Raw genomic sequence first — 20569 nt, 5'->3', positions numbered from 1 at the left:
ATCCAAGGAAAAATATGAAACCGATACGCACCTTCGCCGCAGCCGCCATCCTCGCCGCCCTGACCGCCTGCGCCTCACACGGTGGCGATGCCGCCCGACAACCCGATTCCCGACAAAGTTCCGCCATGAATCAAACCCATACCGCCATCAGCAAATACAGTTTCGACGATACCGTCCGCCGTTTGGAAACCGCCGTTAAAGAAAAAGGCATGACCGTGTTCGCCGTCATCGACCACCAAGCCGCCGCGCGTCAAAGCGGTTTGGATATGCAGCCCGCCAAAGTCATCGTCTTCGGTACGCCCAAGGCCGGCACGCCGCTGATGCAAAAAGACCCTGCCTTCGCCCTGCAACTGCCGTTGCGCGTCCTCGTTACCGAAACCGACGGCGCAGTCCAAGTCGTGTTCAACGACACGCGCGCGCTGGTGTCGGGCAGCAAAATCGAGTTTGCCGAAGTGGAAAACACGCTCGCCAATGCTGAGAAGCTTATTCGCAAAACGGTAGCGGAATAAGGTTCGCCCAAATCCGAAGGTCGTCTGAAAACCTGAGTAATCCCACTAAATTCGTTTTCAGACGACCTTTTACAAAATAATGTGCCGAGGTCGTCTGAAAACTTGTTCGACGACATCGGCACATTATTTTTTAAGACAACTCAGTTCCCAAGCCTTTTGCGGTTGCGGCAGGATTAGATTTGCGCCATTATAGTGGATTAACTTTAAACCAGTACGGCGTTACCTCGCCTTGCCGTACTATCTGTACTGTCTGCGGCTTCGGCGCCTTGTCCTGATTTAAATTTAATCCACTATATTTCTACTGCGCAGGCGAAAACGCATCCGAATAGAAGGTTGTCTCAGGCAGGTTGCATTGTGCGGTCAACACGGATTTCGCGCTTTCGGTCATGGCGACGGAACCGCAGGCATAAACTTCGTAACCGCTCAAGTCGGGATAATCTTTTGCGGCAGCAGTTTGGACGTATCCTTTTTCGCCTTGCCAACCCTCATCGGCCTTTGAAAGGACGGGGGGGAAGCGGGCGTTTTTCAGACGACCTGTCAGCTCTTGCGCTTCTTCGAGTGCGTACAAATCATCTTGGTGACGCGCGCCCCAGTAGAAATGGACGGCGCGGCTGCTGTCTTGGCGGATAAGGTCGAACAGGATGCTACGGATGGGGGCATAGCCTGTACCGGTTGCCAAAAGGATGATGGGTTTGCCGCTGTCTTCCTGCAAGGTAAACGAACCGAGCGGGCCTTTGATGCGGACGATGCCTTTTTCTTTGACTTTGGGTTCGCTGCCGAAAATCATTTCCGAGCAGACGCCATTTTCGCGCCTGCGGATGTGCAGTTCCAAAATGCCTTCTTGGTCGGGCGAATTAGCGATGGAGTAGCTACGGCTGACGTTGCCCGGCAGCAATAAATCAATGTATTGCCCGGCATAGAAAGCAAACGGCGGGGCTTTGGGCAGGGCAAGTTTCAGGAGGGCGACATCGTGTTTGAAAACCATGCTTTCAATACGGGCGGGCAGGGTGCGGACGGGTAGCGCGTTGGCGTTGTAGCCGGGGATGTTGATGCTGATGTCGCTTTGCGCGGTAGTGCAGCACATCAAAATCTTGCCTTGGGCTTTTTCTGCTTCGGATAAGGCCTGTTCCGAGTGTTCGCCAATTTGAATATCGCCGCTCACCAGTTCGGCTTTGCATTGCCCGCAGGCACCGCTTTTGCATGAATGGGGCAGATTGAGGTTTTGACGGGCGCCAGCGGCTAAAACGGTTTCGCCGTCGTTGGCGGTAAAGGTGGTTTGGTCGGGTAGGGTAATGGTATGGGTCATAGCTTGGTGTGGTTTGAATAGATTAAGTTAAAAGGTCGTCTGAAAAATCAGCTTTCAGACGACCTCCGTTTGCGGAAGACAGTCTACAACGGATAACGGCAGCCGATATAGCCCTTATCTGAATCACCCCTTATTACATCTGCTTTAAATACAGCAGGAAAGCCAAAATATTTCCATACCTTCAATTTTTTATTGGGGTCTGTTATCGATTTTTCGACAGCAGGCACACTATAGCCCAATGTATCCAGTTTTTTAGGTGTCGTTTTGGATGTGCTATTTTGTCCCTTTAGCTGTTGCGTCAGCTCATAAAGGTCTTCCTGATATTTCTGACGGTATAGTGAATGCAATTTGGGATATCGTGCCCAATCAATTTCCAAATAGACAGCATTGTTGCGAATAGCGACATACTGACCTTCTACTTCTTTTCCATCTAAGGGATTGGCAAGATGCACCTTAAACGGCAAGCGGTAACGGTAAGTAATATTATCGATTTCATTGACAAAACGTCCTACATTTTCTCCGGCACGTTCATTTGGATCAAGATAACCAGTGAAATTTTCCGGAATCCAAAACGAAAAATCCAACGATGACACCTTGCAATGCAATACATCCTGCACTGCTTGAGGAGTAAAAGGCTGAGGCTGATTGTCGTGATTCTTTGAAAACGAAGAAGCCGTTGCCAGCAATAGCACTGCAGATAATATTATTTTCATCTTACACCTTAATTTGTAATGGCTTGAAGGTCGTCTGAAAACCAAGCTTTAATAGAATTATATGCCTTGCTTTCAGCCGGTCTGGCAAGACTGACTTAAAACAGATAAATGATTTTCAGGTTCATCGGTTGCTGTTCTTTGTTCAGCGGTACAGTCACCCGCATCATCCTCGTTCAATTCAGCCGCCCATGCTCTTCCAAACAAAGCCGCCCACAAAGCCATTATTTTGGCAATTTTCATAAAATTTTCCGAAGATGAGCCTGTTGTATTTTCTGTTTCAACGGGCGTTAGATTAATCAAACCGTGTGACTATACATAACTGTGTGTACGTGCCAAATCTGTTATCAGAAGGGGATTGTCAACACGCATTTTGTCGATCAGCTCTTGGCAGCGGGCGGTTGAAGGATCTTGCCACAGCCAATCCAGCTCGGATTGGGTCAGACCAACCATCTGCAGAAAATCAACTTTGCCATTCGGTGTGTCAATAGCAGGCAGTTTGGGGTCAGGGACAAAAGCAATACCGACCAGAGCAGTTTCAGTATCGCTTCGAATGGGACTGTTGGCAGGGATAAAGTGGTAGGGTTCGAACCATTTTTTACTTTCAAAAACATAACGGCCAAGGTTATTCATCAGGTTGATAGCCCAAAATGGTTCGTGTGGCGTGCCATATTCAGAATCGGGGTCAAGTTTGCAAGGTGTAATACGGAAGGTAAATTCGAAGCCCCACTTACTGAATTCGGTATCAGCACTTTCCGGAGAAAAGTAAAGCTCGCTCATGCCGTAGGAGATGATGTGGCGGTGTGGTGTTTGTTCTTCGCAATCGTAGATGCTCGTGCCGTCCAGCGGATCTTCCCCGCCCATCCAGTATTTGATGATGCTGCCGTAGTGACGAGGTTCGGTGTCGCCGTAGAGTTTTTCAAGTTCGGCATCGATGGCGTCCCAACCGACGGATTCGTCTTCGGAGAAGGTCTCGCGGTATTCTTGTTCTGTCATGTTTTATCCTTGTGTAACTCAGATTAAAATGGAGCTTAGAAAGCAGATTCAACGTGATTACAGGATGTTGCAAGCACTAGAATAGTCGGTTTTCCAGAGATACGCAGTAATCGAATCGACGCTGGGTAAAAATTTCGCGTGGGATATGCTTGGCATAGGCAAGATTGTAGGTATGCTGAGTGTAATAGGTATCATCAAATCCACAGCCGCGCCCATTGGTGCGAAGCTGCGCGGTTTGCCCGTCGGCTAAAACAAAAAAGCGTCTGCGAGGTTTTCTTTCACCGCGTTGATCGGTGAAGTAAACAGTAAGGCGGTTGTCCTGCTGAATCAATCCGAAACCGTTATCCAACTCTGCGGGTAGGGTTTGCATTATGCTGAACTTGGGTTCATAGACTAAAAAAGTGACCGAACCATTGTCGGAATGAGATTCCTGATAATGTTGACTGTGGCAACCATATTCACACTCTAAAACAGTATCAGGCAAGGGCAGTAAACGAGGCAGGCGGTTGCGTATGGTGGCAAATGGCGCAGAGCGGCTGCGTTTTGTCCATTGTACAGAGACGGTTTGGAGAATAAACATGGGCTTTTTGTTTGAAGGGAAACGTGGTGGAGATTGCTGTGCTTTCAGGATGGACAAGGCTATCCCGCAAGGCTGCCGTCCAAAATATCCTGTTCGATTGAAGCGGTCAGTGTGATGCTGTGCCCGTCAAAAATCCAACCATCATCATCAAAGTGAAAATCTAAAAGACCCTGCTCCGACAAGGAAATACTGTCCAATTTCATCAGACGGTAAAAGCCGTCTTCGTCTATTTTTCCTGATAAAACCAGTCGCTCGGCAGTTTCTTTGCCAACGTACTCCGCCATGTCAGTAATCAGACTGCCAAAATCAGTTTCGTCGTAATCATCGTGTGGTGCAAACCAGTTTTGTGCCTTCGTATAAAAATGCTCTTTCAATGCTTTATGAATTGCAATATCCCAGCTTTCAACATGGGACACAATATCTTCCAGTATTTGCCATATATGTTCTACATCTGAATGGTCAAAGGCATCACGATAAATTATTGCTGTGATTTTGCGTCTGCCCCATGGTATGTTTCCCGTATAGGCTTCCCAATCTGATTCCCATTTAAATATACCAAACCGGGGATGTTTGAGGCTTTTCGGAATAGTCATAGGGATTTCTCGTCACGGTTATCAAGCCGCCTGAACCAGCTTTATTGCCGTTTTCAGGCGGCACACTACTTAAGCCAGTTTGGCTTTAATCAGTTCCTGCACCTGTGCGGGATTCGCTTTACCTTTGCTGGCCTTCATCACTTGTCCCACAATCGCATTCAGGGCTTTTTCGTTGCCGGATTTGAACTGCTCCACAGCTTTGGCATTGTTTGCCAGCACTTCGTCCACCATGGCTTCAATCGCGCCGGTATCGGTCATCTGCTGCAAGCCGTGTTTTTCGATGATTTCGGCAATGGAGGCTTCGGGTTCGGCCCACATGGCTTCGAAGGCTTTTTTCGCTAACTTGCTGCTTAGAGTGCCGTCGGCGATTTTGCCCACCAGCGCGGCGAGGCGCGGGGCGGTAATCGGGCTGTCGGCAAGTTCCATGCCTTCTTTGTTCAGCGTGGCGGCGAGTTCGCCGTTCATCCAGTTGGCAGTCAGCTTGCCTTGTCCGCTGGCTTTGGCGGCTTCTTCAAAATAGGCAGCCTGCACGTGGCCGGCGGTGAGCAGGCGCGCGTCGTAGTCGGATACGCCGTAATCCGCCACGAAACGCGCCGCCATTTCTTTCGGCAGCTCTGGCATTTCTTCTTTGGCTTTTTGCAACCGGTCGTCTGAAATGATGACGGGCAGCAAATCAGGGTCGGGGAAGTAACGGTAGTCGTGCGCGTCTTCTTTCAAACGCATCACGCGGGTTTCGCCTTTTTCCGGGTCAAACAACATGGTTGCCTGCTGTACTTTGCCGCCGTCTTCCAAAATCTCGATTTGCGCTTCCACTTCGTAATTAATCGCCTGCTCCAAGAAGCGGAAGGAATTAAGGTTTTTAATCTCACGGCGCGTGCCGAATTCCGCTTGACCTTTCGGACGCACGGATACGTTGGCATCGACGCGGAACGAGCCTTCCGCCATATTGCCGTCGCAGATGTCCAGCCATGTTACCAAGCTGTGTAGGGCTTTGGCGTAGGCAACGGCTTCGGCGGCAGAGCGCATTTCGGGTTCGGATACCACTTCCAACAGCGGCGTGCCAGCACGGTTCAAGTCGATACCGGTTGCACCGTTCAAGCCCTCGTGCACGGATTTCCCCGCATCTTCTTCCATGTGCGCGCGGGTTACATTGATGGTTTTTACATCGTCGCCGACCACGATTTCCAGCTTGCCGTGTTCGACAATCGGCAAATCTAACTGGCTGATTTGATAGCCTTTGGGTAAGTCGGGATAGAAGTAGTTTTTGCGGTCGAACACGTTTTTCTGGTTGATTTTCGCATCCAAAGCCAAGCCTAATTTGATGGCTTTTTCAACGACTTCTCGGTTCATTACCGGCAGCACGCCCGGCAGCGCGCATTCCACCACGCTGGCGTGCGCATTGGGTTCCGCACCGAATGCGGTCGATGCGCCGCTGAAGATTTTGGATTGGGTGTTTAATTGGACGTGGATTTCCAAGCCGATTACTGTTTCCCAAGTCATAAGAGGTTCTTTCTTTTGATGTCAATAATATAAAGTGGTCAGCCGTTTTCAGACGACCTGTTTGTTTTTCAAATGGCAAAGGTCGTCTGAAAACGTAGAGTCAAGTCTTCTGAAAGCAAGCCTGCATCTCGACCGCCATGTTATCCAGCATTTGGTAACGTTTGCGGTACATCGAACGCTTTTTGCTTTCGATTTCCGCCAAGTCTTTTCGCGGCGGGATTTGCGGCAGATGCCAGTAGCCGTCGCTTTCGAGCGTTGCGCCGTTCTCCTGCCAAAACAGGTCGTAATTCATTTTGACCCGTTTCTTCAGCCGCCAGCGCAGTTTGACCTGATGCTCTTGGGCAATGCCGATAACGCCGCCCAAATTGAGCGATGTCGAAAAATATTGCAGGGCGGTTACCATCAGCTGCTGCGGGCGCAGACCGTGGAGTTGTTTGGTCAGGCTGCGTACAAGGTCTTTAGCTTCTTCCCCCGCAGGGCCTTGGATAGAGGCGGCCAGCAATTTGCTGTCAACTAAGGCGAAAGTTGCCATGTAGAGACGTTTTCCTTCACTGTCGCGCAAGGATAGCGACCACATTCCTTCATCCACGCAATTATCGTTTCGGTTCAGCCATAAAGTCAGGTCGTCTGAAAGATGCGCCAGAACGACATGGAATTTGCGTGTCGTCATATTGGCGAGCGTTTCCTGTCCGAATAGTTTTTCGGCTGCCAGCAGGTCTTCTTTCATAACTTGCAGCCTGCGCCGTCTGTTGAAACGTTGGTCGACAAAGGCATGTATTAACGGATAGGCATCTTGCGGCCGCCTTTGAAAAAAGGTACGGCGTGGCGCGGAGGCGTTGACAAAGTTTTCAAAATCTTTGACTTGTCGCCGTGTAAACAACCTGCGTAAGGAGAATTTCAAATGCTGGATTTGAAATTTCGGCGCATCCTTATATACGGTTTTGAAATCTGGAAAAACAAACTGCTCCGGCATTATACCTTTCCCTCTACGCAGGTATACACATCAGATTCCGTACCAAATTCGGTCGGTGTGCCGCTGAAGATTTTGGATTGGGGGTTGAACTGGACGTAAATTCTTAAGCCGATTACTGTTTCCCAAGTCATAGTTTAAGTTTCCTTAATACATAGAAACCTGCTTGCATTCAGGATGGCGATGATTGTTTAAAAAGCTTTTTACGCCAAATAGCCAGTAGTAATACATTCACAGCAGCCACAGCAGATACGAGGAACAGCCATTCGTAAGAATAAATAACATTAAATAATGTAACAAATGTTTGTTCCAGAGGATGCAACGTCAACTGTCCGTAATATGCCGCTTGATTGCGAGCCGGCATAATAAAACGCATGACTGTGTAACCAAGGTTGATAAACAAACTCAAAGGTAGACAGATAATGCTATTGAGTAACAAATGTTTTCGCCAAAAATGCGGCGTTTTTGGACGTTTACGCCACAAAATGTACGTAACAAGTACAGAAAGGATGAGCCAGTACAGCAGAAATAACACAATGCTTGTAGATATTTCCAGCCCCGTTGTCTGCCATAAACCCCATAAGAATTGCCAAAATTTTGGGGAAAAGTAATCGTAATATTCCATTATTTTAGTAATTTTGTTAGTTTCAGACTGCTAGAAATTAGACGGTTTCTTAATGTTGCCGTTGGGTTTTTATGAGTTTCAAATTCATACCATTTCTCTACTTTGGATTTCATCAATTATAACTAAGCATTGTTGATGACCGCTATTTAACCATACCATCCAAATGTAATAGTGTGGTTGAATACAACCAAAAATGTCGTTTAGCCGTCTAATTCCACTTCATCATAACTACCGTCTAAGTTACCGTCCACATCAATAATATGATGCCAAAAAATGCCGTCGTCGCTAAGTGTAGCGCGGAATTTACCATTGCCATAAAAGTTCAGGGAGAATATCGATACGCGGTGTTTAAGCTCGGTAGCAGTTATTGGCTCGGCAGGCGGTTCGTCCTGTTGCAGTTCTAGTTCGTGTGCAGTACTGAGCATTTCTTGGGCGATGTATTCTTTCAGACTGTCTATGTGTTGTTCGTAGTCGGCAAAGAAGGAGTGGCAGTCCTGCAAGGCAGAGTCGTGTTCGGAAAGTGTGTTACCGTCGGTATGGAGGCTTAGGTTGAGCTCTTCGCCCTGCCATTGAACGGTAGTGGAAAAATGCCCACCACCGTATTTTTTATCCATTGTCCACGTCCAACCCCGTGTGTCGGTGTAGGTCACAGGGCGAAGGTATTCGGCGACGATGTGGTCTAGTTCGGAGTGAGCAACATTTCGTTCGAGAATATCCACTAACATGAAACTGTGGCGGAAGATTTCGGGCAGCCTTTCAGGTTCGGTGTGTGGGAATGATTCTGCAGCAGCGGGTTTGCGACGACGAACGCGTAAACGGTAGTTATGTCCAATCTCAAATTCCTGCAATTTTGCTACAACTTCAGCTTCTGTGCCGACCCAGTTAATGTCACACAAATTGTTAACACACTCCCCAGTGTTACAGTTGATGTATGCCAATCCATCTTGACAAACATAGCGCGTTTTAATGCGCGGGTGTACTGACTCAACAATATTGCTATCAGCAGCCGTGAAAAGAATTTCAATTTCTTCAGGGAGATAGCAGTTATCAAAGTCTTGAATGGGGTTCATAGGGTCCCTTGCAAATTGACTGTACTGGTTTGGGAATTAATCTGAGGTAGATCCAAAACTATGCCCAATTAAATAAGCTAAAAAAATCTTCTAATGAATTAGCAATAACACGCCATGTCAGCTCGCCGTCATCCCAATAAATCACACGAGGCATTTCTTTATTTTCTGAGAAATCCATGCAGAACGAGCAATTGCTGCCATCAACACCGAATACGAGGATTTGCGAGGAATTGGTAATATAGCCTAAATCGTATTCGTTTTGCTTTTGGTGGTCGACATATTCTTCAGCTTCCTCTGTGGGGAAATCCTTGGGTAGCTCGCGGCTATATTTTAGGATTTCGTCTGAATTGTAAAAAATATGGGTTTCGGTAAACAGCTTGTAGCCGAATTGGTCTTGCTCCTGATTGGGCCTACCACCCAGACCTTCATATTTTTTGCGTAATTTGTCGTAGTTTTTCGGGATTTGGGGTTGGTGCATTACTTCAGGCTACCTGAAAAAGATGATTCAAAAAATAATGCTACGAATTCTACTATTTTCAGGTAGCCTTTCAGACGACCTCAAAGGCTACCTGAAAACTTCACACAGGTGCTTTCGTATGCCAATCACTCGCCAGTTGTACTTGATGCGCTGCGCCAAGAATTTTGGCTTCGGAGAAGTGGTTGCCGATGAACTGCGCGCCGATGGGTAGTCCGCTGTTGCTGAAACCGGCGGGCAGAGTCAGGGCGGGCAATCCGGCCAGATTCACGGCGATGGTGTAGATGTCGGAAAGGTACATCTGCACGGGATCATGGATGTCGCTGCCGAGTTTCGGAGCGGCAGTGGGTGCAGTCGGCGCGAGGATGAAATCACATTGCGCGAAGGCCGTCTGAAAATCGTTGGCAACGAGGCGGCGCAGTTTTTGGGCTTTCAGGTAATAGGCGTCGTAGTAGCCGTGCGACAACACATAAGTACCGATCATGATGCGGCGTTTGACTTCGCTGCCGAAGCCTTCGGCGCGGGTGTTGCTGTACATTTCTTCTAGGTTGCCGAATTGGGCGGCGCGGTGGCCGTAGCGTACGCCGTCGTAGCGGGAAAGATTGGTGCTGGCTTCGGCGGAAGCGAGGACATAGTAAGCGGGGATGGACAGGGCGGTTTGCGGCAGGGAAACTTCAATAGTTTCCGCGCCTTGCGCTTTTAAAAGGTCGATGACGCTTTGTAAAACAGCCTGCACATCGGCATCCGCGCCTTCACCAAAATATTCTTTAGGCAGACCGATTTTTATGCCTTTGAGCGGTTTGTCCAAGTCGCGGGTGTAGTCTTCTTTGCTGCGTTCCAAACTGGTGGAATCGCGCTCGTCGAAGCTCGCCATCGCATTGAGCAAAATCGCGCAGTCTTCGGCGGTTTGCGCCATCGGACCGGCTTGGTCGAAACTGGAAGCGTAGGCAACCATGCCGAAGCGGGAAACTGTGCCGTAGGTGGGTTTGATGCCGGTGATGCCGCAGTGTGAAGCAGGCTGGCGGATAGAACCGCCGGTGTCTGAACCGAGCGCGGCAGGAGCAAGACGTGCGGCAACGACGGCTGCGGAACCGCCGGATGAACCGCCGGGAACGTGTTCGGGATTCCACGGATTTTTAGTCGCGCCGTAGAACGAGGTTTCATTGGTCGAACCCATGGCAAACTCGTCCATATTGGTACGGCCGAGCGTTACCATGCCTTCATTGAGCAGGTTTTGTACGACGGTGGCAGTGTAGGGTGAAACGAAATTGTCCAACATTTTGGAGCTGCACGCACTGCGCCAGCCTGTTTGGCAGAAAATATCTTTATAGGCGATGGGTACGCCAGTGAGTGCAGTAGCATTACCTTGCGCGATACGCGCGTCGGCGGCACGGGCTTCTTCGAGGGTTTTGTCTTGGTCGAGGGTGATGTAACCGTTGATAGCCGGGTTTTGCGCAGCAATGGCGGCGAGGTATTCGGTTGCCAGTTCGACGGCGGAGATTTGTTTAGATTGCAGCAGTTGGCTAGCTTGTTTGAGGGTGTATTGGGTCATAAGAGTCTTTTAGTTTAAATAAGTGGGATTTTGAATAGTTTAATGGTGTAGGCTGATTTCAGGGTCGTCTGAAAACATCAACCTATTAATTTTTGGTAAGTATCCGGTTGGTTGAGTTGCGTGGCGGAACGGTAAAGCAGTGATTGTTCATCATTTTCATCATAATCATCAATATAAAATGCAAACAGCAATATACCGTTTTCGGCGCGGTTGCCGAACAGGCCTTCTTGGTCGCATTGTTGTAGTGCGGCTATCAGGACTTTTTCATATTCGGTGCGTTTTTGCTGATAGGTGTCGTCATCCTCACCTAGATTTTCTATGCTGCGGTATGCAACTTGGTAGAGCTCGCTTTGGTTTTCCAGCCAGTTATCTGAAGCATTCTGGATTTCGGTTTTGCCTTCATAAAGTGTGCATCTGCCATCCCAAATCGCTTGCAGGATGGTGCAGTTTTTGTATTTTTTCCTGTGCTTGGCAGCAAAGGCTTCTAAATCCTGATGGGTAATCGCAGCGTTACCTGCGGCAAAAAAGTCGTCCACCACATAGAAATAATACGCGGCAACTTCTTTGCCTGCCTGTTCAACCTGTTGCTTGATATGGTTGAAACATTGGTGGATGTGGCTAATGGCAACTGTGTGCAGGTGTTGTTGCTCGATGGGCATGAGGTTCCTTTGCGTCGTGCATTTTGTCTATTCTATTCGTATGCGAAACAGAACTGTTTTGTAACCGTACTTGTTCTTTCAGACGACCTTCTCTTGGAAGGATTACTTTTTATCGGGCAAAATATTGGCATCTGACAATATTTGATTTAAGTGTTCAAATGCAGCCTGCCATGGGCTGTCAATATATGAAGAGTAGCCGTCGTCGTAGGTATTTGCCGTTATTTCCACGAGAAAACGGACTGTATTCAACAAAGCACGTTGTTGAGCAGCGTTGAGCAGCAGTTCATCTGTGTAATAGCTGTTCTCCAATGCGTAAGCCAATGTATCGGCAACCATACCGTCAGGGTCTTGTAATGCCCAAAGCAAGTAATATGGTAGGGCGAAATGCCTGCCTATGCTATCCATAAATGTGATGGCGGAACAGGGATTAAAACGCGGAATTTCTCCTACGCGGTGTCCTTGAAAAAGGACATTTTCCCAATAATCCTTTTCATCTTCAGCGCGATAGCGGCAACGTTCCGGATTATTGGTATCCATCCAGTCATCCACGCAGTCGGCTTCCAATATTCCGATTCCGTTCTTTAGTTGGGTATCGGCAAATGCGTGACAGACTTGCTCCGCGATTTCTTCGTATGTTTTGTTCCACTGTTGAGCATATTCACGCAGGTAGCCCAGTATCTTGATGATTCGCTTGGGAGACATTGTGTATACAGGCTCGGCACGCTGATGTTTCATAGTTAGGTCGTCTGAAAATGGTTCACCTGTGCAACAGCAAAACGTTGCAAGTCATCTGCCATTTGTTGATTGATCTCAGACAAAGTACCAGCAAAACACCAACCGCGTAGTTGTGCCAATATGTCAAGCCTCTGCATGGCAAGTAGGGCAAGTTGCTGCAATTCAGGTTTCAGACGACCTGTAATTTTAATGCTGCCGAATGTAGCAGCAATAATCACTCTATCGGATTGGTAAACTTCAGTTTCCTGTTGTTTACACAGTTCTTCAATGCTTTTGGCAGTTTGGTCTGCTTGAGGCGGCAGGTAATCCATACCCCAATATTCACAAATCAATTTCTGAGGGAAAGCCAATATATCCAGATCGGTATTTTTGCGGAAGGCTTGTGCAAGCTCATACAACGCATCACTGCCTTCATCACTGCCAAACGGAGCTTCTTCGTCACCGCAGTCATAATAGAAATCATCGGTTAAGTATCGGACGAAGTGTGGATGCGAGGTTTTGCGATGTGGACCGAAATCTTCATCGTCAAAATAAAAGCGGTCGATGAAATTAAAATCAGGAGCAGGTTTGTAGCCTTTTTTGGTCTTTTGCGTAATGAGCTTATCAGCAGCTTTTTGACACTCGATTTCATCGTCGTATTCGGTAATTTGGTAACGTCCGGTTGCACCAAGTTTGCCGAAATTGACCATGATGTCGCTACCATCGGAATTGATAATCCAAAATTTCTGGGACTTGTCGTCAGTATAAATGAAGGCTTGTTTCACAGAAATTCCTTTTCAGGTCGTCTGAAGCTGCAAATATTTAAACCAGGTAAAATAACTTACATTTTTATTTTACGCGGCTGCAAACGGTTTCCACCATTTTGTCACTGTGCATTGTTTCGCTGGAATCTTCCTTTTTCAGCTGCTCAATGGCTTCTTGCGACATTTTGTTGGGACTATTGTAATTGTGAACGTCGATACGCTCTTCAAGTTGTCCGTTTTTGTCAAACAGGGCAATCGCGCTCATAACAGATTGTTTGGGTTCTTGGCAATGTACCCAATCTAAAATCAGCATATGGGCATGTTTGCCTGAACCCGCAGATTGATGCCGTGTAATGGTTGAATACCAACCATTACCGAGATTTTTGATACTGTTCGGATAGAGTGATGCGCTGTATTTCCCGTCAGGTGTTTCGTAGTCATACAAATGCACGACTTGCTCGGAATGAACAACAGGCAATACAGAGGATTTAGGGTTGTTGTCATCCTTAGGCATAGCGTAGGCGTTAACCGTGAGTACGCCAAGTAATAATGTGGTCAAAAATTTATTCATTATTGGTTTTCCTAAAGGATAAACTCCATCTATTCTTCAATTACCTGAGGCACGATATACAGGCGGTTGCGCACTTCAGGGGCGACGGCTTGATATTCGGCGGCATGGTCGGTTTCGGTAACTTTATCTTCGCGCAGGCGCAGGGCGGCTTCGTGGGGGTGTGCCATCGGCTCGATACCCTCTGTATTCACGCTCTGCATTTTTTCGACCATGGCGAAAATGTCGTTCAATTCTGAGAGGGTTTTGCCTTTTTCTTCCTCGGTCAGCGAAAGGCGTGAGAGTTTGGCGATTTTTTCCACATCGGTTAAGCTTAAAGCCATAAAAAATCCTTGTCTGATAGCAAACGCCCCTTTATTGGGGTATCATTGCGTTCTTCTTCGATGAAACGAAGAATTATAACCGAAAACTACTCAAACGGCGTGTGATTTCGCCATACGTTTCATTACGGGGAGTAGGGAGGTCGTCTGAAAAGGCGTTGTTTCCATGTTTTTAATATTTTGAATAACAATTAAATAAAATCGGTGCTGGGCCGATATTCAGGTATTTTATGTTTCGTTTTTTATCCCGTTTTTTCTCAAACGATATCGCCATTGACTTGGGTACGGCGAACACGTTGATTTATGTGCGTGGTAAAGGCATTGTTTTGGACGAGCCGTCTGTGGTGGCGGTTCAATCGGGTACGGGCGGTAAAAGCAAGATTGTCGCCGTGGGTACGGAAGCCAAGAAAATGCAGGGGCGCGCGCCGCGCAATATTGAAATCGTCCGTCCTATGCGGGACGGGGTGATTGCTGATTTTACGATTGCCGAGCGTATGCTGGGTATGTTGATTAAAAAAGCAATACAAGGTAATTCGGTTGTGCCGCCGCGTGTAGTGATCTGTGTGCCGGGCGGGGCAACTCAAGTGGAACGCAAGGCGATTTTGGATTCTGCGTTCGCCGCAGGTGCATCTTCCGTACATTTGATTGAGGAGCCGATGGCGGCTGCTTTGGGTGCAGGCTTGCCGATTGAGGATACTGCCGGTTCGATGGTGGTGGATATCGGCGGCGGCACAACGGAAATCGGCATTTTGTCGTTGGGCGGTATGGCTTATTCCGCCTCCGTCCGTGCGGCAGGCGATGAGTTTGATAAGAGCATCGTGCATTATCTGCGCCGTCATCGCGGCGTGTTGATTGGTGAAGCGACGGCTGAGGAATTGAAGAAAACAATCGGTTCAGCCTCAGGTTTTGCAACCGAAACCGCCATGAGGATTAAAGGTCGCGATTTGGCGGAAGGTACGCCCAAGTCGCTTGCTATTACTTCGGAAGAAGTGCGCGAGGCTTTGAGCGAAACGGTTAATCAGATTATCCGCGCCGTGCGCCTTGCTTTGGAACAGGCTCCGCCTGAGTTGGCCGGCGATATTGCCGACAGGGGAATTATGTTAACGGGCGGTGGCGCGCTGTTGCACGGCATGGATACGGTTTTGGCGGATGCGACGGGGCTGCCTGTCGGTATTGCCGACCAGCCTTTGAACTGTGTGGCTTATGGTGCGGGTAAAGCCCTGGATTACATCGGCAAATGGAATGCCGTCTTTGTGGATAACCCGTAAGGCAGGCTGAAATGGAACATTCTTCTTTACGGTTTGACGAGGCAAAGGGCCAAAAGCTGTTGCCTCGTTTTATTGCGTATCTTTTGCTGGGTGCCGGCATTATGGTGGCGGACGGCCGTTTCAACCTGATGCAGCCCGTGCGCACTGCGGCGGCGGAGATTCTTTATCCGGTGCAATGGTTGGCAAACCAGCCGGTCCGTCTCTATCAATATTTTTCCAACCAATCTCAATCACAAACCGAGCTGTTGGAACAAAACCGTCTCCTTTTGGAGGAAAACGGTCGTCTGAAAATCCAGCTTCAACGCGATAAGGTCAATCTGAGCGAATTGCAGGAGCTGAAAAAGCTATACGGCTTGCAGCAAAAAGGCATCAGCAATGTTATCGGTGCTGAAGTATTGTCCAGTGGCAAAGACCCGCTGTCCGAACGTTTGATTATCAATAAAGGCAGTGGCGAAGGGGTGGCGGCAGGCGATGCCGTTATCGACCAAAACGGCTTAATCGGGCGGATTACCTTAGTTCACGCAAACAGTGCGGAAGTCGAGCTGATGGCGGCTGCGCAAAGTATCGTCCCTGTTGCCGTTGAGCGTACGGGCGAACGCAATCTCGCCTACGGCAATGGCGTGGGTTTGGATTTGCGTTATTTCCCGACGGGCTCGGATTTGAAGCCGCAGGATGTTTTGATTACCTCCGGCTTGGACGGTATTTATCCGGCAGGCATTCCCGTAGCCCGCGTGGATAAAGTCGTCCGCGCTTCAGGTACGCCTTATTACGACACAGAACTGACCCCGTTTGCCGCCTTGCGCCGCAGCCGCTTTGTTTTGGTTCTGTCTTCTTCCCATTCTTCCCAATAAATCATTCATGAACGATTTTGACGATTCCTACCGTGCCATGCCCGTCGGCGTGATTGCGGCAAGTTTTGCCGTAACCATGCTTGTCGATTTCATGCCTTTCCCCTTTGATGTGTTTTTTTGGCTGCCCGAACTGACTGCGCTGATGCTGCTTTATTGGTCTATGCATCATCCCCAACGCGTCGGCATGGGCATTGCGTTTTTGCTCGGCTTGATAGTCGATGCCGCAACGGCAGCGACTTTGGGGCTGCACGCATTGTCTTATACGGTCATGGTGTATTTCATCTTGAACACGCGCCGTCAAATCATGCTCTACGGCCACATCATGCAGATAGGGGCGGTATTGGCAGCATTGTTCTGCCATCAGGCGGTCTTGGTGGCGGCGCGCCTGTTCCTCAACAACCAAATCATCACTTGGCAAAGTTTCATCGCGCCTTTGGCAGGCGCGCTGCTTTGGCCTTTCTTGAGCCAGTTGATGCTGGTACTGACCAATTTTTATCGCGCCAACAGATAACGTGAAACCATGTCCATACTGAATACTATGAAACGTCGTCTGAAAAATGGCGGTAGCGGTAAAACACAGACTGCAAAGGCGGCGCAAGCCGATTCTTTATTGCGTCTGTTGGTGGCGTTTATCTTGATTGTGGTTTTGTTTGCCGCATTGGTGGCGCGGTTTGTCTATTTGCAGGTGTTCCGGCATGACGATTTTTCCGGACAGGCATCCAGCAACCGCATCACATTAATTCCGACTCCGCCCGTCCGCGGCGAAATCGTAGATGTCAACGGCGTACCGCTGGCAAAAAACTATCCCGTGTTTTCGTTGGAAGTCATCCCCAGCCGTATTGAGGGTAAGATGGAGGATGTTATCGAAGCCCTGCGGAAGTATGTCGATATTACGCCTACTGATTTGAAGCGTTTCCACAAATACCGCGAAAGCTACCGCAAATTTGAAAATATCCCGCTCAAGCTGCGCCTGACAGATGAAGAAGCGGCAAAATTGTCCGTGCATCTTAATGAATTTAAAGGCGTAGAAGTCAATTCGCGTACTTTCCGCGAGTATCCTTATGGCAAGCTGACTTCACACTTTTTAGGCTACATCGGTCGCATCAGCGACAAAGATCAGGAAATTTTGGAAGAAGAGGGCTTGACTGCACTCTATCGCGGCAGCACGCACATCGGCAAATCGGGGCTGGAAAAATATTACGAACCGCAGCTTCATGGCGCGCCCGGCTATCAAGAAGTGGAAAAAGACGCTTACGGCAATATTGTTCGCGTCTTGAAAAACGTGCCGTCGCGCATGGGGCAAACTTTGCGTTTGGGCATGGACATCCGTATGCAGCAAGAGGCAGATAAAATATTGGGAGACAGGCGCGGGGCGATTGTTGCCATCAATCCGCAAGACGGTACGGTGTTGGCATTCGTTTCCAAACCTTCTTTCGATCCCAACCTTTTTATCGACGGAATCGACAGCGAAACTTGGAAAGCCTTGAATGATGACTGGAAAAAGCCTTTGGTCAACCGCGTAACGCAAGGTCTGTATCCGCCGGGCTCGACGTTTAAGCCGTTTATGGGCATGGCTTTGCTGGAAAGCGGCAAAATTACCCAAACGACGGTCGTTCCCGCGCCCGGCGCATGGAGCATCCCCGGCAGCCGCCACGTTTTCCGAGATTCCGTACGCAGCGGTCACGGTTCGGCGAATTTGAGCAAGGCGATACAGGTGTCGTCCGATACCTTTTTCTACCGCTTGGGCTACGAAATGGGCATAGACAAAGCGTCGCCGTATTTAGCGCAATTCGGGTTCGGTAAAAAAACCGGCATCGACCTGCCTAGCGAATATACGGGCGTTTTGCCCAGCCGCGAATGGAAGGCGAAACGCTTTGCCAGATCGTCCGATCCTACCGCCAAAGAATGGCGCGCAGGCGAGATGGTCTCGGTCAGCATCGGGCAGGGTTACAATGCTTACACCCCGCTGCAAATGGCACACGCCACCGCTTCGCTCGCCAATAACGGCGTGGTTTATCAACCGCATTTGGTGAAAGAATTGTTGGATTTCGACAAACGCAAAATCACGCGTATCAATCCCAATCCTGAATACAAAATCCCGTTCAAACAAGATAACTTCGAATACGTCAAACAGGCGATGGAGAAAGTCTTGAAACCGGGCGGTACGGCACACCGCATCGGCGGCGGTTTGGCTTACAGTATGGGCGGCAAAACGGGCACAGCGCAGGTTGTGCAAATCAAGCAGGGCGGTCGTTACAACGCCGCAGCTTTGCGCGAGCAACACCGCGACCATGCGTGGTTTATTTCGTTCGCCCCCTTGGAGAAGCCTGAAATCGCCATTGCCGTGATTCTGGAAAACGGCGGCTGGGGCGCCTACGCCGCACCGCTTGCCCGCAGCCTGACCGATTTTTATATGCTCAACGTCAAGCCGCAGCAGTTTTCAGACGACCCCGACGCAGGCGGAATGCCCGAACCGCAACAACACCGCACACAACCCCAACCGCCGACCATATTCCAAAAAGCCTACGGTCTGAAACAGGAGGAAGCAAATCATGAATGAAACGGTCGGAATGTGGGCGAAAATTAAGCGCACCGTATCTGCTCCGATAGACCCGTGGCTGTTTTTCCCCATGCTCGCCATCTACATCATGAGCCTGTTTTTACTCTATTCGGCGGACGGGCAGGATTTCGGCCAGCTTGAACACAAAACCCTGCATACGGTCGTCGGCTTCGCCCTGTTGTGGTTTGTTGCCTCGTTCAAGCCGCGTGATGCCGCAAAGGTTGCGCTGCCGATGTACCTGATTGGCGTGTTGCTGCTTGTCGCCGTCGAAGTCGCGGGCGTGACCGTTAATGGCTCTACCCGTTGGCTGGAGCTGGGTTTCACGCGCATCCAGCCGTCCGAAATCATGAAAATCGTCCTGCCCATGACCGTTGCTTGGTACTTCCAGCGGCACGAAGGTCGTCTGAAATGGTTTCACTACATCATCGCCATGCTTTTAATCCTTGTCCCCGTTGCGCTGATTTTGAAACAGCCCGACTTGGGTACCGCGGTTTTGATTATGGCATCGGGTATTTTCATTGTCTTTTTCGCAGGCCTGCCGTGGAAAGTCATCTTTGCCGCCATCGTCGCCTTTGTTGCCGCATTACCGCTTTTGTGGAACTACGGGATGCACGACTATCAGAAAACCCGCGTCCTGACGCTGTTTGACCCGACGCAGGACCCTTTGGGCGCAGGCTACCACATCATCCAGTCCATGATTGCCATCGGTTCGGGCGGTGTTTGGGGGAAAGGCTGGCTCAACGGCACACAAACGCATTTGGATTACATTCCAGAGTCCACGACCGACTTCATTTTTGCCGTATATGGCGAAGAATTCGGTTTGATCGGCAACATCTTGCTGCTGCTGGTTTACCTCGTTATCCTGACGCGCGGACTGCTGATTGCCGCCAAAGCCCAATCGCTTTACAGCCGCACGCTTGCCGGCGCATTGACCATGACCTTTTTCTGCTACGCCTTTGTGAATATGGGCATGGTGAGCGGCATTTTGCCCGTTGTCGGTGTTCCCCTGCCGTTGGTCAGCTACGGCGGCACTGCAACACTCTCCATCATGACCGTACTTGCGCTGCTGATGGGTATTTCCAGCGAGCACAAAACCAAACGCCGCTACGAATTCAACGACAAAGCGGACGTAAACGTCTCTACAAAAAACCAATAAGGGAATAAAAAATGGAATTAGGTGTAGAAATCGGCAAACTTTTGGTTGCCTTCCTTGTACTGATCAACCCGTTCAGCGCGCTTTCGATTTACCTCGATTTGACGCAGGATCACAGCACCAAAGAAAAACGCCGTATCGCCCGCACCGCCGCGCTCGCCGTCTTCATCGTCATTGCCGTCTTCACCTTGACGGGCGGGATGTTGTTGAAAATATTGGGCATCAGCGTCGGCTCTTTCCAAGTCGGCGGCGGTATTTTGGTATTGCTTATCGCCATCTCCATGATGAACGGCAACGATAACCCCGCCAAACAAAATATCGGTGGCGACAAGGAAGAGGGCGTTGTACCACACATCCAGAAAAACGCCAAAGCCATCGCCGTCGTTCCCGTCGCTATTCCCATCACCATCGGTCCGGGCGGTATCTCTACCGTCATCATCTACGCCTCAGCCGCCAAAAATTACAGCGATATTGCTTTGATCCTTACCGCAGGCTTCCTCGTCAGCCTGATTTGCTACGCTATCCTCATCGTCGCCGGGCGAATCAGCAAAAAACTGGGCACGACAGGACTGACCATCCTCAACCGCATCATGGGCATGATGCTTGCCGCCGTCTCCGTAGAAATCATCGTCGCGGGATTGAAATCCATTTTCCCGCAACTGGCAGGCTGAGACCTTTGCAAAAAAGCCCTTCCCCCCGGCAACCGAAACCCCAACACAGGTTTTCGGCTGTTTCCGCCCCAATCACTCCTGATTCTACCCAAATGCGCCCTTAATCCTCCCCAGATACCTAATAATCAGGCATCCGGGCCGCCTTTTAGGCGGCA

25 protein-coding genes are annotated in these 20569 nt (G+C 49.4%); 7 read left to right on the top strand and 18 right to left on the bottom strand.

Going from position 1 to position 20569, the window contains the following annotated elements:
* Positions 1-14: 14 nt before the first annotated feature.
* Positions 15-509 carry a DUF302 domain-containing protein gene (locus tag HMPREF3277_RS00950; protein WP_003756319.1) on the top strand — a complete coding sequence of 165 codons (495 nt, stop codon included), beginning with the start codon at positions 15-17 and terminating at the stop codon, positions 507-509.
* A 298-nt stretch (positions 510-807) separates the two neighbouring features.
* On the opposite strand, the gene HMPREF3277_RS00945 is transcribed toward HMPREF3277_RS00950, so the two are convergent.
* The 18 genes from HMPREF3277_RS00945 to gatC form a co-directional block, all read right to left on the bottom strand.
* Positions 808-1815, bottom strand: coding sequence for a 2Fe-2S iron-sulfur cluster-binding protein (locus HMPREF3277_RS00945; protein ID WP_070869762.1), 1008 nt, complete (start codon positions 1813-1815; stop codon positions 808-810).
* Positions 1816-1898: 83 nt separating this feature from the next.
* Positions 1899-2528, bottom strand: a complete 630-nt coding sequence (locus HMPREF3277_RS00940) for a peptidoglycan-binding protein (protein WP_070869761.1) — start codon at positions 2526-2528, stop codon at positions 1899-1901.
* A 72-nt stretch (positions 2529-2600) separates the two neighbouring features.
* On the bottom strand, positions 2601-2768 hold the full coding sequence (locus HMPREF3277_RS14805) for a hypothetical protein (RefSeq protein WP_168168240.1): 168 nt from the start codon (positions 2766-2768) through the stop codon (positions 2601-2603).
* A 69-nt stretch (positions 2769-2837) separates the two neighbouring features.
* Complete coding sequence (locus tag HMPREF3277_RS00935; protein WP_003778921.1) at positions 2838-3521, bottom strand: suppressor of fused domain protein; 684 nt, start codon at positions 3519-3521, stop codon at positions 2838-2840.
* A gap of 76 nt (positions 3522-3597) precedes the next feature.
* Positions 3598-4158, bottom strand: coding sequence for a hypothetical protein (locus tag HMPREF3277_RS00930; RefSeq protein ID WP_246830734.1), 561 nt, complete (start codon positions 4156-4158; stop codon positions 3598-3600).
* A gap of 2 nt (positions 4159-4160) precedes the next feature.
* A complete protein-coding gene (locus HMPREF3277_RS00925; protein ID WP_003763667.1) occupies positions 4161-4694 on the bottom strand; it encodes a DUF2262 domain-containing protein in 534 nt (177 codons plus the stop codon).
* A 69-nt stretch (positions 4695-4763) separates the two neighbouring features.
* Positions 4764-6194, bottom strand: coding sequence for an Asp-tRNA(Asn)/Glu-tRNA(Gln) amidotransferase subunit GatB (gene gatB / locus HMPREF3277_RS00920; RefSeq protein WP_070869759.1), 1431 nt, complete (start codon positions 6192-6194; stop codon positions 4764-4766).
* A 100-nt stretch (positions 6195-6294) separates the two neighbouring features.
* The gene (locus HMPREF3277_RS00915) at positions 6295-7167 is read right to left on the bottom strand and encodes a VirK/YbjX family protein (protein WP_070869758.1); all 873 of its coding nucleotides are present in this window, start codon (positions 7165-7167) and stop codon (positions 6295-6297) included.
* Positions 7167-7298: a glutamyl-tRNA amidotransferase gene (locus HMPREF3277_RS00910; protein ID WP_070869757.1), complete on the bottom strand. Its 132-nt coding sequence runs from the start codon at positions 7296-7298 to the stop codon at positions 7167-7169. The genes HMPREF3277_RS00915 and HMPREF3277_RS00910 overlap by 1 nt, the downstream gene beginning before the upstream one ends.
* A gap of 38 nt (positions 7299-7336) precedes the next feature.
* Positions 7337-7789 (bottom strand): hypothetical protein, encoded by a 453-nt coding sequence (locus HMPREF3277_RS13285; RefSeq protein WP_094113427.1) that lies wholly within the window; start codon positions 7787-7789, stop codon positions 7337-7339.
* A 200-nt stretch (positions 7790-7989) separates the two neighbouring features.
* A complete protein-coding gene (locus HMPREF3277_RS00905; RefSeq protein WP_070869756.1) occupies positions 7990-8859 on the bottom strand; it encodes a DUF2262 domain-containing protein in 870 nt (289 codons plus the stop codon).
* Positions 8860-8917: 58 nt separating this feature from the next.
* A complete protein-coding gene (locus tag HMPREF3277_RS00900; RefSeq protein WP_070869755.1) occupies positions 8918-9337 on the bottom strand; it encodes an SMI1/KNR4 family protein in 420 nt (139 codons plus the stop codon).
* A gap of 100 nt (positions 9338-9437) precedes the next feature.
* A complete protein-coding gene (gene gatA, locus HMPREF3277_RS00895; RefSeq protein WP_070869754.1) occupies positions 9438-10886 on the bottom strand; it encodes an Asp-tRNA(Asn)/Glu-tRNA(Gln) amidotransferase subunit GatA in 1449 nt (482 codons plus the stop codon).
* A 77-nt stretch (positions 10887-10963) separates the two neighbouring features.
* The gene (locus tag HMPREF3277_RS00890) at positions 10964-11545 is read right to left on the bottom strand and encodes a DUF4303 domain-containing protein (RefSeq protein WP_070869753.1); all 582 of its coding nucleotides are present in this window, start codon (positions 11543-11545) and stop codon (positions 10964-10966) included.
* Positions 11546-11647: 102 nt separating this feature from the next.
* Positions 11648-12280: a DUF6714 family protein gene (locus HMPREF3277_RS00885; protein WP_246830733.1), complete on the bottom strand. Its 633-nt coding sequence runs from the start codon at positions 12278-12280 to the stop codon at positions 11648-11650.
* Positions 12281-12282: 2 nt separating this feature from the next.
* The gene (locus tag HMPREF3277_RS00880) at positions 12283-13044 is read right to left on the bottom strand and encodes a WGR domain-containing protein (protein WP_070869752.1); all 762 of its coding nucleotides are present in this window, start codon (positions 13042-13044) and stop codon (positions 12283-12285) included.
* Between the two features lie 64 nt (positions 13045-13108).
* On the bottom strand, positions 13109-13594 hold the full coding sequence (locus tag HMPREF3277_RS00875; protein ID WP_070869751.1) for a hypothetical protein: 486 nt from the start codon (positions 13592-13594) through the stop codon (positions 13109-13111).
* Between the two features lie 29 nt (positions 13595-13623).
* Entirely contained in the window at positions 13624-13914 is a 291-nt protein-coding gene (gene gatC / locus HMPREF3277_RS00870; RefSeq protein WP_003763641.1) for an Asp-tRNA(Asn)/Glu-tRNA(Gln) amidotransferase subunit GatC, read from the bottom strand.
* A gap of 227 nt (positions 13915-14141) precedes the next feature.
* Between gatC and HMPREF3277_RS00865 the strand changes: the two genes are divergently transcribed.
* The 6 genes from HMPREF3277_RS00865 to HMPREF3277_RS00840 are packed head-to-tail and all read left to right on the top strand — an operon-like array spanning position 14142 to position 20414.
* Positions 14142-15179 carry a rod shape-determining protein gene (locus HMPREF3277_RS00865; protein WP_003778899.1) on the top strand — a complete coding sequence of 346 codons (1038 nt, stop codon included), beginning with the start codon at positions 14142-14144 and terminating at the stop codon, positions 15177-15179.
* Positions 15180-15190: 11 nt separating this feature from the next.
* Complete coding sequence (mreC, locus tag HMPREF3277_RS00860) at positions 15191-16030, top strand: rod shape-determining protein MreC (protein ID WP_003778898.1); 840 nt, start codon at positions 15191-15193, stop codon at positions 16028-16030.
* A 7-nt stretch (positions 16031-16037) separates the two neighbouring features.
* The gene (gene mreD, locus HMPREF3277_RS00855; protein WP_003763660.1) at positions 16038-16541 is read left to right on the top strand and encodes a rod shape-determining protein MreD; all 504 of its coding nucleotides are present in this window, start codon (positions 16038-16040) and stop codon (positions 16539-16541) included.
* A gap of 9 nt (positions 16542-16550) precedes the next feature.
* Positions 16551-18590 (top strand): penicillin-binding protein 2, encoded by a 2040-nt coding sequence (mrdA, locus tag HMPREF3277_RS00850; protein ID WP_094113426.1) that lies wholly within the window; start codon positions 16551-16553, stop codon positions 18588-18590.
* Complete coding sequence (gene rodA, locus HMPREF3277_RS00845; RefSeq protein ID WP_070869750.1) at positions 18583-19746, top strand: rod shape-determining protein RodA; 1164 nt, start codon at positions 18583-18585, stop codon at positions 19744-19746. The genes mrdA and rodA overlap by 8 nt, the downstream gene beginning before the upstream one ends.
* 11 nt (positions 19747-19757) lie before the next feature.
* Positions 19758-20414, top strand: a complete 657-nt coding sequence (locus HMPREF3277_RS00840) for a MarC family protein (protein WP_003756281.1) — start codon at positions 19758-19760, stop codon at positions 20412-20414.
* Positions 20415-20569 lie beyond the last annotated feature (155 nt).

Source organism: Neisseria sp. HMSC70E02, assembly GCF_001838645.1.
Lineage (GTDB): Bacteria > Pseudomonadota > Gammaproteobacteria > Burkholderiales > Neisseriaceae > Neisseria > Neisseria macacae.
This window is presented reverse-complemented; position numbering and strand designations above follow the sequence as displayed.